General features: G+C 40.7%; 12 protein-coding genes. 2 read left to right on the top strand and 10 right to left on the bottom strand.

Going from position 1 to position 13,527, the window contains the following annotated elements:
• Window positions 1–10: 10 nt before the first annotated feature.
• From I6N95_RS00155 to I6N95_RS00145, 3 genes are read right to left on the bottom strand one after another with little or no spacing between them, the layout of a single operon-like run.
• Window positions 11–700, bottom strand: a complete 690-nt coding sequence (locus I6N95_RS00155; protein ID WP_209524312.1) for a 5'-methylthioadenosine/adenosylhomocysteine nucleosidase — start codon at window positions 698–700, stop codon at window positions 11–13.
• Window positions 701–715: 15 nt separating this feature from the next.
• The gene (macP, locus tag I6N95_RS00150; RefSeq protein ID WP_209524311.1) at window positions 716–1,003 is read right to left on the bottom strand and encodes a cell wall synthase accessory phosphoprotein MacP; all 288 of its coding nucleotides are present in this window, start codon (window positions 1,001–1,003) and stop codon (window positions 716–718) included.
• Window positions 1,004–1,044: 41 nt separating this feature from the next.
• A complete protein-coding gene (locus I6N95_RS00145) occupies window positions 1,045–1,605 on the bottom strand; it encodes an NUDIX domain-containing protein (RefSeq protein WP_209524310.1) in 561 nt (186 codons plus the stop codon).
• Window positions 1,606–1,907: 302 nt separating this feature from the next.
• Here I6N95_RS00145 and I6N95_RS00140 point away from each other — a divergent pair, with 302 nt between their 5' ends.
• Together I6N95_RS00140 and I6N95_RS00135 are read left to right on the top strand one after the other, a co-directional pair.
• On the top strand, window positions 1,908–2,603 hold the full coding sequence (locus I6N95_RS00140; RefSeq protein WP_209524309.1) for a 5-bromo-4-chloroindolyl phosphate hydrolysis family protein: 696 nt from the start codon (window positions 1,908–1,910) through the stop codon (window positions 2,601–2,603).
• A 3-nt stretch (window positions 2,604–2,606) separates the two neighbouring features.
• Entirely contained in the window at window positions 2,607–3,827 is a 1,221-nt protein-coding gene (locus I6N95_RS00135) for a toxic anion resistance protein (protein WP_209524308.1), read from the top strand.
• A gap of 18 nt (window positions 3,828–3,845) precedes the next feature.
• On the opposite strand, the gene I6N95_RS00130 is transcribed toward I6N95_RS00135, so the two are convergent.
• The 7 genes from I6N95_RS00130 to I6N95_RS00100 all read right to left on the bottom strand — a co-directional run bounded on the left by I6N95_RS00130 (window position 3,846) and on the right by I6N95_RS00100 (window position 13,495).
• Entirely contained in the window at window positions 3,846–4,235 is a 390-nt protein-coding gene (locus I6N95_RS00130; protein ID WP_209524307.1) for a ribosomal maturation YjgA family protein, read from the bottom strand.
• Window positions 4,236–4,344: 109 nt separating this feature from the next.
• Window positions 4,345–6,870 (bottom strand): bifunctional lysylphosphatidylglycerol flippase/synthetase MprF, encoded by a 2,526-nt coding sequence (gene mprF, locus I6N95_RS00125; RefSeq protein ID WP_209524306.1) that lies wholly within the window; start codon window positions 6,868–6,870, stop codon window positions 4,345–4,347.
• A gap of 243 nt (window positions 6,871–7,113) precedes the next feature.
• A complete protein-coding gene (locus tag I6N95_RS00120; RefSeq protein WP_209524305.1) occupies window positions 7,114–7,842 on the bottom strand; it encodes an alpha/beta fold hydrolase in 729 nt (242 codons plus the stop codon).
• A gap of 194 nt (window positions 7,843–8,036) precedes the next feature.
• Window positions 8,037–10,322 (bottom strand): bifunctional glutamate--cysteine ligase GshA/glutathione synthetase GshB, encoded by a 2,286-nt coding sequence (gene gshAB, locus I6N95_RS00115; protein ID WP_209524304.1) that lies wholly within the window; start codon window positions 10,320–10,322, stop codon window positions 8,037–8,039.
• 139 nt (window positions 10,323–10,461) lie between these two features.
• Window positions 10,462–11,343 (bottom strand): 3-hydroxy-5-phosphonooxypentane-2,4-dione thiolase, encoded by an 882-nt coding sequence (gene lsrF / locus I6N95_RS00110; protein ID WP_209524303.1) that lies wholly within the window; start codon window positions 11,341–11,343, stop codon window positions 10,462–10,464.
• Between the two features lie 24 nt (window positions 11,344–11,367).
• A complete protein-coding gene (locus tag I6N95_RS00105) occupies window positions 11,368–12,462 on the bottom strand; it encodes a substrate-binding domain-containing protein (RefSeq protein ID WP_209524302.1) in 1,095 nt (364 codons plus the stop codon).
• A gap of 1 nt (window position 12,463) precedes the next feature.
• Entirely contained in the window at window positions 12,464–13,495 is a 1,032-nt protein-coding gene (locus I6N95_RS00100; RefSeq protein ID WP_245249176.1) for an ABC transporter permease, read from the bottom strand.
• Window positions 13,496–13,527 lie beyond the last annotated feature (32 nt).

The raw sequence follows: 13,527 nt of genomic DNA, 5'->3' as shown, positions 1-13,527 counted from the left end.
TCCCACTCCATTATAGTGATGCCACTAAAGCGATCACCATTTCAGCAGATTTCCGTCCTGCTTCCAAAATAAATTCATCAAAATTAACACTGGCAGCTTCGTCTCCCACATCACTCATGGCTCGAATCACAACAAAAGGCACCTTGAATTGGTGAGCAACATGAGCAATAGCCGCCCCTTCCATTTCATTAGCCAAAACATCAGGAAAATCTTTTTTTATCTCCTCAATTTTAGCTTGTTTATCGACAAAGGTGTCACCGGTCACAATCAAACCTGTTCTCGTTGCTAAACCTTTCTCTTTAGCCGCTTGCTCAGCTTGCTCAACTAGTTTAGCATCTGCTTCATAATAAAGGGGCATGCCAGCCATCTGACCCATTTCGTAGCCAAAAGCCGTCACATCGGCATCAAAATAAGCCAATTTATTGGAAATAACCACATCCCCAATTCTTAAGCCTTCGCCAATCCCACCAGCTGAGCCCGTATTGATCAGAACATCCACATGATAATGGCTGATTAAGAGCGTCGTTGTCACAGCCGCCAAGACCTTGCCAATCCCCGACTCAACGACCACCACCTCATGACGGCCAATTTCACCAGCAATAAAGGTCGCGCCCCCTTCCTTCCACTCTGTTTGTTGACTCATCACCGCACGTAATAGGCGTAATTCTTCTGACATCGCCCCAATAATTCCAATTTTCACTTCATTAATTCCTCTCTATAAATACTTCACAGCTAAAAACATGATCACTAATAATAACATGACAATAATAATCGCCTTGGTTAAAAAACTACTGCGCTCATGAATCTTTTCTGTTTGAACGGCACGGCTGCCCTTGACCGACTTGACCTTTTTCTTTTCCTTGGAAAAGAATTTGCCAATCTTCTTCTCTTGAGCTTCAAACTGCTTTTGTAATTCCAACTCTTTCAGTTTAGTTAACTTGCTTTCCTGCTCTTTTAATTCCCGAATCTTGGCACGGGTTAACAACGGTTCTTTCTTAGACATGACTGCACCTCCCACTGTAAACTTTCATCTTTTTCTCGATCTTACTTCCCTCGCAACTCCATTAACTCCCAGTGTTGAATGGCTAAGATCGTTTTACCATCATATATCTCGCCTGCAGCCATCGCTGCCTTGGCTTCTTTCAACGTCAGCGCATGCAACTCGATTAATTCATCCTCATCTTGAGGGAGCGGATTGTCAACTTTCTTCAAGCCCGTCGCCTGATAAATCGCCAAAATTTCATTGGTGAAACCAGGAGCCGACGAAAACTCAAACAGAAACTCCCAGTCCTCGGCCTGAAAGCCAGTCTCTTCTTCCAGCTCCCGCTGAGCGGTTTCCAATCGATCTCCATCAGTGGTGTCAATTTTTCCCGCTGGAATTTCCAAAATAACTTTCTCTAAGGGTTTGCGGAATTGCTTCACCAAAATAATTCGCTTGTCTTCCGTCAATGCAATAATCCCAACTGCCCCATTGTGAAAAACTAGCTCCCGCTTGGCCATCTCACCATTAGGTAAGCGAACATCATCAACAGCCAATTCAATAATATGTCCTGAAAAGAGGGTCTCACGCTTGACTGTCTTTTCTTCAAAGTCTTCAAATTTCATTGTTTATCCTCACAATCCAACGGGCTTAACAGGCCACATCAGTTTTCTTGTCCTAATCATACCGTTTACCGTGCTTTTTTTCAATTAGTTGAGCAAAGAAAACCACTGACATTTTTGTTTGCTCTAGCCTATTTTAACAGAACCTTCTATAATAGGCGTCATTTTTTTCAATAGTAAATTTTTCCTTAACTAAGTCCTAAGTTTGATTTAAATCAAACTTCCGACTGATACCCTTTCCCCCTACTTCTGTGCTAAAATAGATTCATGGAAGTTAATCAAAATGAATTGGAGTGACTCGTAAAATGAATATAAAAAGAATCTCAAAATTTATCGTCTATATACTCGCTGTTGTTGGTTTCTTTGTGATCCTTAGTGATACTGGTAGTATTCTTGGTTCTATCGTCATCGTTGGAATTCTCTTAGCCCTAATGGCTGTCATTGTGAAACTGTTACCTAAGAGTAAAAAGGTCCACAATAACGTTCCCAGCGTCTCTGTTCAAAAGGAACAGCACTATCAAGAATTAGGAATGGATGACCAGCAAATCGCCTTTTTCCGAGAAACCATGGCACATGCTAAAAAGCAAATCGTCCAGTTGGAACAAAACATGAACGCTGTGGCTAAACTAAAAGCCGTTGATTTACGGAACGACACAGTCAAAGCCGCTAAAGCAATGTTTAAAGAACTCGTAAAAGAGCCAACAAAATTGCATTTAGCTGACCGCTTTCTTTACAATCACCTACCAAATTTGGTAGACTTAACTAACAAGTATCTTGAGATTAATGCCCATGACATCAAAACCAAAAATACTTACGATGCCTTGGAAAAAAGCTCTAATGTGATTGATGAAGTTTCTAAATTGCTCGTATCAGATTATGAGCGTTTTATGGCCGATGATTTAGATGAACTTGATGTTGAAATCACCTTAGCAAAACAAAACCTCTCAAGAGAACAGATGAATCAAGAAAAAATGGCTTATACTGAGAAAGAGGAGAATTAATGTATGTCAGATGAATTAAATTTCGATGAAGTAACAACTGAGCCGATTAAGCAAGCAACACCTGTCACAAGTACACTAGATGATTTACTAAGCAACCCCTTTATAGATCCAAATAGTGCTGACTTAACAACTAGCCAAAAGAGCGAAATAAACGAGTTATCAAACTTAAAAGAAGCCCCTAAACTATTGGACCGTTTGCCTGAAGACCGTCAACGTCAAGCACGAGAATTAGCTTCTCAAATTGACGTCACTGACTCACAAGCTGTTTTAAGCTATGGCGCAGCGGCTCAACAAAAGCTCGGTGAGTTTTCTCACTCCATGTTAAATCATGTGCAAAATCAGGACATTGGACCTTTAGGGGACTCGCTTAACGAACTGATGTATCGTTTAAATGAAGCCAGCCCTTCAGAGTTACAAGCGCAAGAATCAAATGTCTTTAAGCGGATGTTTGGTAAGGTCAAAGAATCGATCTATGAGATTACGGCTAAATATCAAAAGATCGGCGCTCAAATCGATAAAATTGCCGTTAAATTAGACAAAGAAAAAAATGGTCTACTGAGCGACAATGTGATGTTGGAGCAACTGTATCACAAAAATAAAGATTACTTCGATGCTCTTAATATCTACATCGCCGCTGGTGAAGTTAAGATGGAAGAATTGCAACGGGAACTAATTCCGGCTGCCATGAAGCATGCCGAACAAACCGGCGATCAAATGGACGTCCAAACCGTTAACGATTTAAATCAGTTTTTAGATCGTTTAGACAAACGAACTTACGATTTAAACTTGGCCCGTCAAATCACCATTCAACAAGCACCGCAAATCCGCTTGATTCAAAATACCAATCAAGCTCTTGCGGAGAAAATTCAAGCGTCGATCAACACGGCGATTCCTTTATGGAAAAACCAAGTGGCGATCGCTTTGACACTTTTACGTCAAAAAGACGCGGTAACAGCTCAACGCCAAGTCTCTGAAACAACCAACGATTTACTGAAGAAAAACTCAGAAATGTTAAAAATTTCAGCCATTGAAACAGCCCAAGAAAATGAGCGTGGCATTGTCGATATCGAAACCTTACAAAAAACACAGAATGATTTAGTTGAAACCATTCAAGAAACCATTCGGATCCAAAAAGAAGGTAAAGATAAACGTCGTGCGGCCGAAATTGAATTGGCAAACATGGAAAATGATTTGAAAAACAAATTATTAGAAATGACACAATAACAAATAGATCGCCATTCATTAATTTTGAGAATGGCGATCTATTTTTATGCTCATAATACCACCAGCCAACACCCCAACAGTGTAAGACAGCAAGTCACTCCAAAGAAAGCCGTACCCCAAAACTAAGCCACCTAATGTGGTTTGGCGAATTTGATTAAGCCACTCCCCCTGATAAAGTTGACTAATCTCAATTAAGTAACAAAAAATCAATGCCAAAATGATCCGCTTCAGACTACTCAACTTGGGAAATAAACAACTACAACAAAAAAATACCATCAGAGCCCATAAGCCGTCTCCTAAATACGCATTAACCCACTCTGGTAATACGAAAGCCACCTTTCGTGTTAATAGACCACTGGCCATAGTCAAAATCGTTGCCACGGCATAGATCATTCGCCTTTTTTTCACTTCATTCACCACCTTAATTCATTATACAGATGGTAAACAGAATGTCTTCTCTTGCCTTTCCATCTTAACAAAAAATTACAGCTCGTCTATTACAAACCGCTTTTCATGATTACTCTTTTGGTGCATTAACCAGTATTAACAGCTGAATTAAGGTGAAAATCAAGGAACTATTTTTAGGGTAGGCCGTGTATTTGGCAACCCAGCGCGTAGCGTATTTACTTTTATAATTACGTAACCCTTGGAAAGAATAAAAGTGAGTGCCATATTCATAAATATAATGAGCGACTCGTTCTTGAAAAAAACTATTTTTGGCATAACCAACATTTGCCAAAGGAGCCATTCCCATATTAAAAAACTGATAGCCTTGCTCCTTGGCAACATCAAATAAATGTGTGAACAAACTGTCCATAACACCAGAAGGAGCATCACGATAATGACGCATTAAATCGATGGTCATTTGCTCCTGATTATAAGTTGGCATACTATTGGCAAAAGCCACACATCGTCCCTGCCGATCTTTTATGACGCCAATAGGTGCTCGACTTAAGTAGACCTCGTCGAAGTAGCCCATTGAATAACTTTTTTCAGCTTGCCCAGCCAACCACTCATCAGAAATTTGACGCAATTCTTTCATCAACTCAACTGAAAAGGGCGGCTCCAGCCATTCAAACTGATAGTTATCGCGATCCATTTTATTTATTAAAGAACGTACCCCTTTTAACTTCTTACCAGACAAGGTAAAGTTTTGAACATCGACATATGCCTCTTCTCCCATCTTTAAGAAATCAAATCCTTGTTCATGAAGCAACATAACAAAAGATTCCTGAACTTCGTAAAAGACTAAACGATAACCTAAAGTATCGGCTTTTTCCATAAATGCTTCAATCGCTGCCAAAAAACACGTGGCATCGCCAACAGGCTCCCCCATCACCAGACACTTATCTGCTTTTAATTTGTATTGAAACAATACAACTGGTTTCCCTTTAACCTCATAAAAGAACAGCTCTTTATCTCCTAAAAAAATCAGCTGACTTGTTTCATTGCCACCAAATTCGTCTAGTAACGCCATCACTTTTTCTTGATTTACGGTTTCGCCTAAGGTAATGTTACTTTTAGATAAATAATGGCCAAATATAAGCAATAAAGTCGCTGTTATCACGATCGTCAGTAGCCCCAACAGCCACATGTGTTCAGAAGGAAAAACTAAAAAATCATGCCTTACACGATGATGTCTATGAGGGAGATTATAAACCCCAATAACGACATACAAAAAAGCTAAGCTACTGTAGAGCAGGCCATCAAAGGTCAACATTTCCCAAGAATAAACTAATTTCACTCGATAAAACTGACTCCTAGAAAGTACAACAAATAATAAAACCAACACCAAAATAACAACTAGCCCCCAAGAAAACTCCTTCCAAATAACATAGATCACAGCACTAAGAAGAAGGATAACTGTTGGCATAAAAGCCTTTTTGACCTTTTGGGCTGCTCCTCGTCCCATAGCTAACAACAAAAAACCAAATATTAAGCTAGGCGTTTGAGTTAAAAAGTGAAAGGAGGCAGGGGTCCACTTGCCAATAATTGGATAGTCACTAAAGGCTTCTGGGATCGTTGCCGATAACACCAATAAACTCCCTGCTATGTAAAGGGATGTCACTAAGGCATAGTGGGCAACCTTGCTGGCCGCTTCTTTTGGAATGCCATTATAACGCTGATTAAATTGGTCGCCAACATTGTGAGTTAGCAGTAATAAACCAATTGCAAAAGGAATCAGATAGTAAAAAAGACGATACAATAAGATCCAAATAACTGCTGATTCATGAGGGACGCCCAAAGCCGATAAACCAAGTAACATCATCACATCAAAACTACCTAAAGCGCCTGGTATCATGGAAACCATACCGATAATCGAACAGGCAATATAAAGAGGAATCACTTCCCCAATCGAAAAGTCAAGGCCCATTAGTTTTCCCACACTAATAAACGTCGTCAAAACGCCTGTCCACTCTAAGAAAGAAGTCCCTACCAGTTGACTTTCAATCTTTAAAGTCAAATCATCAAAAAAACCAATTTCACTACGATGAGTTACAATCAACAAAATGGGAAAATAAAGACTCCCTCCTATTAACCAAAGCCAATACTTATGCAAGAATGGATCAGTATGACCAAACCAGACTAATAGTAACGATAACAAACAATAAATTGAAATACCTGACATAAAGAAAAGAATAACTTTCGACAAAGCTTTCAGCAGTTCCTGGCCTTGCGTTTTTTTGCCATAAAACTGTGTCCGCAAGCCCGTACTAATCAACCCACCAAAGCCACAAAGGTTATTGATAGTATTGGTGATCCAACTGGTTTGCAAAACATAAGGCAGCGCAGGCTTATCTGGTAACAAATTAGTTAAAATAACATCATAAAACAACATTGGCATAACAGCAATCAGACCAACAATCCCCATAGCAACGACCGCCAGAGGATGTAAAGCGGTTAACACATCCTGCAATTGAGATAAAGACGTGGTTTTAGCAATCGTCAACACTTCTCTTACCACAATCACACTAACCGATAGTAAAAAGATAAATTTAAAAAGTTTAGTCCGTTTTTTTAGCCACCCTAGTACTTGAGTCATCTCACATCACCTTTCTTTGTCAAGCTTACATCTATATAGCTCCTATTAAATAATGACGATCAATCGTTAAACTTCCAGCTAAAAAGAAGCTGAAAATACCACTCTCTGCTCGTCATTATGTTGATAATCCAATGGAACTATCTGCGGGGATTAGTTTACGGGATGTATCTACCACATTAAAAATAATCAGCCACCCATAATTTCAGCTAATATCAGTTGACATCATGAGTGGCTGACTGTTTTTCACCGAATAAAAGGCTCCGTCAAAAACCTTAAGACCCGTTGATTAAACACCTCCGGTCGATCCTTGGCTAAGTTATGACCAACCTTCGGCACAATTTCCAACTGCGACTGTGGCAATGCCTCAGCAATCGCAGCTGTGTGGCTTAACTTAATGCTGTCTCGTTCACCAGCAATCACTAAAGTTGGCCGATTAAGACGACTTAAATCAGCCATGGTAATCTCTAGTGGGCGGACAATTAAGCTGAGTAAACGAGCAAAATGCGCGGCTAAACTGGAAATTTCTGATACCATTGACGTTAGCCAATAACCGGATTGAGACAAAATTCGCGTCCACCAAGTCAAATCAGTTGGCTCCAGATTACCGGAATTCAGCACTAAGCGATCCACATACTGAGGATACAGGACGGCAAAGGTCATGGCCAAGTTCGCCCCGTCACTAAACCCTAATAAATTGACATGAGCAAGACCCTCTCGCTGGCAAATAGCTAAGATATCCCGCGCCATCAATTTAAAGGAGAGATAATTTTCCTGATTGCCAGATTTCCCATGTTCCCGACTATCCATGGCAATCACCTTAAAATAACGACTAAAAACCGAAATTTGCTCTTTGAAGTATCTCGAACTGCCACCATTCCCATGTAAGAGCAGCAAAGGCTGCCCTTCGCCATAGGTTTGATAAAACAGGGAAGTGCCATCAAAGGATTGAACATAGTTTTTCGTTGCTTCCATCTCATCACCTTCTATTCTCTAATCATACTATTTTGTGAGACCTACGGCAATTATATGACTTCTGCACAACACAAAAGGGCAATGTGTTTTTGCTAAACTATATATATAGCTCTTATTAAATGATGACGATCAATCGTTAAACTTCCAGCAAAAAAAACACTGGAGCCTAAAAATCTGGTTCCAGTGTCTGCTGCTTAATGAGGTAATTCTGGGAATAACAAATGCAGGACATCCTGTGTTAAACGACGACCTTTACCAGCAAATGGGTAAGCGTGCATATGCATCGCTGGATTAAAGTTCGCTTCAATAATGCCGTAAGCTCGACTGTCGCGAATAGCAGGAATGGTTTTGTCAGGAATGATCAAATCAATGCCGCTAATTTTAGCCCCTAACGCCTCGACGGCTTCTATCGCAATTTGCTTGTAACTCTCATCAAAATCGTCGGTAATATCAATCGAATCGCCACCAGTGCTGACATTGGAATTTTCTCGTAAATAAACAATGCTACCTTCAGGCAAAATATCCTCAACCGTATATCCTTGTTCCTTTAACATCAACTTTTCCAAGTCACCAAGCTGGATGATCTCCAATGGCGAGCGGTGATGAGTGCCACGCAAGGGATCTTGATTTTTTTCAGCAACTAGTTGGGCAATCGTCCGTTTGCCATCTCCCGTTACATTTGCAGGAATACGCAATAATATCGCTTTGACATGACCGTTAATCACAAAGAAGCGATATTCCGTTCCTGGTAAAAATTCCTCCACCAAAACCTCCGTATCTTCTTTAAAAGCAATCTGCAAACCGGCTTGATAGTCTTCTATACTAGCACCATCTTTAAAGATGGTGATGCCAATCCCGTAATTGGTCGATTTAGGTTTAATGACAATCCCTCGCTCAGCGAAATAGCCATAATTGGCAAGCGCCTCTTCCATTGCGGCAAATTCCTTACCTCCTGGAACCTGGAAACCAGCCCGCCCTAAGACTTTTTTGGTAGCTGTCTTATTAGCCATCAACAACGGAACAATATAAGTATCACGACTGGTCATATTGCCATTCTTCACATATTCAACCTGTTTGCCATATGTCAATTTTAAGAACTGATCGTGACGGTCAATCACTTCCACATCCACGCCCATTTGCATGCTGTCAAACATCAAAATTTGCGTCGATAGTTCCATATCGCGGAAGCCTGCCAATTGATACGGTTTAGCCCAGGCCTTTTCGTAATACTCACGCCCTTTTTCCAAAGCAATATCATGCTGACTTTGACCTGTTTCAACCCGAGTCATCAATTGCCCTGCCAAGGTTTTAGCCGGCTCAGCAAAGGAAGTTGCGACTTCTGCAATCAGCTCCTTCAGGTGATCTGAAAGCTTGACCGCCTCAGCCATCTCTTTCATCCCTTGCAGTAATTCCAGCCCTTCCGCCTTCATTGCGGTTTGACTAAGAGGCCGTTCAAGTGCTACTTGATTGTTCAAGCGGTCCCCATCATGTAATAATTGATCCTTATCTGCATCTTGATTGTCTAGCCATAGCATATACATCAAAAACAGCTGAATCAATTCGATATTTTTCTCAGTAATCCCATAAGGGGCAAAAGGATCGTTGTCAATATTACGCACTTCAATGTATTGAACGCCACACTCTTTTAAATCAGAGACTTTCTTGCCACCTCGTAACCGAACAGGCGAGTAAAACTCTTTGTCTTCCGACATAACTCCTTGATCAACCAACGCTTCAATTTCTTCCACATAAGCCTGAATAGAACGATAAGAAACAAAGACATCGTCATGATTAGTGTAACCAAACCGACTATTGCGAATACTGCGAACAGGTTCATCCGGCACCTCATCGTCACAACCGGTAAAGTACCCCTCCTCGGACAAAGGAGACGCCCCTAATAAGTAGGTAATAAACCAACGGTAACGCAAGTAGTTTCGCGACACTTTTAGATAGACTTCCGTTTTAAACGTTTCAAAATCAATGATATCAGTTTGCTCAGCATATAACCGCTCAATCATTTCAGGGGAAAATTCAAAGTTGTAGTGAATCCCACTGACCATTTGCTTGCGCTTGCCATATGACCGCGCTAAATAACGACGGTAGAGGACATCCTCAAAACGCTCTAATTTAGCGATGATGATCTCTTCGTCTTTTTCAGGTAAAATCGGGGGCATACTTAATGGCCACAACATCTCGTCTTTATTCATGGAACGCAACGCCACTTCGTGAATGGCCGCTAAATGCTCCAAAACTTCTCGTGGTGAATTCGCCACAGGGGTAATGAGCTCCATCTGAGTCTCACTAAAATCCGTTTGAATCGACGGATGGAAATTACGACTACCTAAGGTATTTGGATGATCCGTGGCAGCCAAAGTTCCATCCAAGGTGACTCGTTGACTTTCTTTCTCTATGCCAAAGCGCGCCTCTTTAAATAAAGCGCTAATTTTATCTTTACTTAATGCTGTTTGTAGTGTCTTCATTTAGTTCATTCACCTCAAAATTTTTTGTGCTCTTTGAAATGATTATAGCATTGTCTCAAGTAAAAAGCTGTGAATTGATTTAGAAAGTTTTAGTGATAAAAAAGAAGGATCCAAGAAAATCGGACCCTCCTTTCAATCACTAGGGATTGATCAAATCAGAATATAGCTCAAAGGCTTCTTTATCTGTATACCCTTCGTGAACAATCTTAGCAATACACGTCGCCATAGCTTGTGGATGAAGACTTTGGAAAATATTTCGCCCCATATCCAAACCGGCAGCGCCTTCCGCAATAGCCTTATAGGCCAAGGTTAACGCTTCTTTTTCCGGTAATTTTTTACCACCTGCCACGACAATTGGAACCGGACAAGCCGATACCACTTCGGAAAAATTCTCACAATAATAGGACTTAACAATATTTGCTCCCAATTCCGCCACAACCCTCGTCGCCAATTTAAAGAAACGATCGGTTCGTTCCATATCTTTTCCGACGGCTACAACACCCATTGTTGGAATACTATGACGCAGGCCAAAATTAACTGTTTGCGACAAGTTATCCAAACTGGACAATTGCCCATCAGCCCCGACAAAGGTCTGAACTGCCATACAATCTGCATTCATTCTAACAGCGTCTTCAATATCTACCGCATTAATCTCAAAGCTTAAATCCTCCTGTAACATGCTGGAACCAGAAGTCGTTCTTAAAGCAATCCCTTTCGACATAGCGGGATTAACGCTTGTCCTGAGAGCCCCCCGTGTCCCCATCAAAACATCTACTTGATCAATCACTTCTGGAATAATAATATCTAAACGTTCCAGACCAGCTGTTGACCCCATAAAATAGCCATGGTCAAAGGCAAACATCACCGTCTTGCCACTTTCAGGATTGAAAATATTACTTAGACGTTTTTTCATGCCCCAATCCAAATGGGCCGCTCCTTTAACGTGAAAATCTCCCCCTACATCGAATGCTTTGTTCAAATGATAATCCTTTGCTACCTTTAATCCATCTAAATCTGCCATAATAATCCTCCTATTCTAATTTGTCTAAAAATTGTAGTCATCCACATTGTCAACTGTAAAAACCGTCCGTTCAGGTAACACCACCACACCGGAATCCTCCAAATCTTTGGCTTCAGGATCTAAGACACTATTATTTAACACTTCCACTTCGCCAACATCCGGAATTTTTATCTTATCGCCCACCTTCACATCATTGCCTGACGCTAAATAATTCGCTAAGTAGACAGCCATTCCACCTTGAACCGTCACATCCCACAATCCCCAACGGTCCAGAACATCAGCTTTAGCATAATCCTTAATAGAATTTGGCGAAGCAAAGCCTGTGATTGTCACATCTTCCTTCGTCAATTTATTGTTTTGAGCCGCTTGCAACTGACCTGGTAATGCCGTCGAATCATTCGCAATAATTAAGTCAATGTCTTTATGAGCAGAAAGAATCGCCTCCCCAACAGTAATTGCTTTTTCAGCATTTTGTTCACTGTAGTAATTATCGGGTGCCACATTTTCCCAATTAGGGAAGTTCTTCTTAATATAATCTTCACCTGCTTTTTGCCAAGAATTTTGATCAGCTACAGTGGCTTGTGAATAATGCCAAACATATTTAATTTTATCTTTTTTCGGATCCTTGCCTCGGTTAGTAAGACCATCACTCCCCATGTCAACCAACATTTGTCCTAATTGTTCCGGCGTTCCTTGAGAAATCATCAAAGAACGAGCATCTACTGAAACATCTGAATCCCAAGTCGTTACAGCCACACCTGCTTTTTTAGCTTGTCGCAACACATCATCCAAACCGGTAGCATCTACTGCAGAAACCGAAATTGCGTCCGCCCCTTGTTGAATGGCATTATTAATAATGGTCACTTGGTTGGCGACAGAAGCTTCAGGATTACCATCGTATTTAACCGTGAATCCATTCTTCTTCGCCATCGCTTGAGCCCCATCATTCCCTGATTCAAAAAAAGCATTGCCAGATAATTTGGGAATAAAAACAATTAAATTGTCCTTCTCTTTCCCACCTTCTTTCCCGTCAGCCTTTTTGGCGCTTTCAGAACAGCCAACTAATAGCAGTGACAATAATGTCAACGCCACGACACTTACCCACACCTTGCGTTTCATCCTAATTCTCCCCTTTTCCAATCATTTTATAAAAAATTTTTTTGACGACACCGCCATCGATAAACGATCGCAGAATCAGTGATACAATCAATAAAATGCCAACTGGAATATCTAAATATTGGGTATTCACACCTGACATTGATAAACCAAATCTCATAATACCAATAACAACTGAAGCTAAAGCAGTTCCAATCACATGCCCCTTGCCACCAGTATTCAGAGTCCCTCCTAAGACAACAGCGGTAATAATCGGTAATGTCAGTTCCTTTCCAAAATCCGCCTTAGCAGTCCCCAAGTAACCAGTCAAAACAATTCCCGCAATCGCTGCACTGATACCAGAAATCATGTAGGTACTCATGATAATTCGATTGGTTTTAATACCAGAATACTCAGCCGCATTGCGGTTAACCCCAATTAAAAATATTTTGCGACCATACTGCGTTTTGTGTAATAATACGTAACAAATGCCAATTAACAGCAAAAACAACCACACTTGATTTGGTATCCCTAGAAAGCTGCCACGAAACAGTTGATTAAAACTTTCTGGAAAACCGCTAATCCCTTTGTAGGACTCGACTGAGCTGACACTGGTCACTGCTAAAGCCAGACCAGAGAATAAGAAGGACCCCCCCAATGTAATAACCATCGGCTGAACATCTGTGTTAGCAATTAAAGAACCACTAAATAGACCGCAAGTAGCGCCAATCAACAGACCTAATAAACTAGCTAACCAAATATTTATCCCAAATTCTTGCCAAAGTAATCCTACTGAAATAGATGTTAAGCCAACAACCGATCCAGCCTGAATATCAATTCCTCCAGTAATCATCACAAATGTTACGGCTAATGATATGATGCAAATTGGCATAAAGTCGTTTATGCTGCCTAAGAAAACAACTGGATTCAGAAAGCGCGGATTAATCACACCAAAAATCAGCATCTCTGCCACTAACAGCGCGACTAAAAAATATTCCCAACGCCATTTCAACTGAAATTTTACCCGTTTTTCTAGCTTACTATTCACCATTTCCATAATCTTCCCTCCTTGTAAAATTTAAATCGGTG

The sequence above is a fragment of the Vagococcus allomyrinae genome (assembly GCF_017829975.1).
Classification (GTDB): domain Bacteria; phylum Bacillota; class Bacilli; order Lactobacillales; family Vagococcaceae; genus Vagococcus_D; species Vagococcus_D allomyrinae.
This window is presented reverse-complemented; position numbering and strand designations above follow the sequence as displayed.

Excerpts from the sequence above, each read along its gene's own strand:
- macP (WP_209524311.1), bottom strand. The coding sequence starts at position 1,003 with ATGTCTAAGAAAGAACCGTTGTTAACCCGTGCCAAGATTCGGGAATTA.
- I6N95_RS00145 (WP_209524310.1), bottom strand. The coding sequence starts at position 1,605 with ATGAAATTTGAAGACTTTGAAGAAAAGACAGTCAAGCGTGAGACCCTC.
- I6N95_RS00140 (WP_209524309.1), top strand. The coding sequence starts at position 1,908 with ATGAATATAAAAAGAATCTCAAAATTTATCGTCTATATACTCGCTGTT.
- I6N95_RS00135 (WP_209524308.1), top strand. The coding sequence starts at position 2,607 with ATGTCAGATGAATTAAATTTCGATGAAGTAACAACTGAGCCGATTAAG.
- mprF (WP_209524306.1), bottom strand. The coding sequence starts at position 6,870 with ATGACTCAAGTACTAGGGTGGCTAAAAAAACGGACTAAACTTTTTAAA.
- I6N95_RS00120 (WP_209524305.1), bottom strand. The coding sequence starts at position 7,842 with ATGGAAGCAACGAAAAACTATGTTCAATCCTTTGATGGCACTTCCCTG.
- gshAB (WP_209524304.1), bottom strand. The coding sequence starts at position 10,322 with ATGAAGACACTACAAACAGCATTAAGTAAAGATAAAATTAGCGCTTTA.
- lsrF (WP_209524303.1), bottom strand. The coding sequence starts at position 11,343 with ATGGCAGATTTAGATGGATTAAAGGTAGCAAAGGATTATCATTTGAAC.
- I6N95_RS00105 (WP_209524302.1), bottom strand. The coding sequence starts at position 12,462 with ATGAAACGCAAGGTGTGGGTAAGTGTCGTGGCGTTGACATTATTGTCA.
- I6N95_RS00100 (WP_245249176.1), bottom strand. The coding sequence starts at position 13,495 with ATGGAAATGGTGAATAGTAAGCTAGAAAAACGGGTAAAATTTCAGTTG.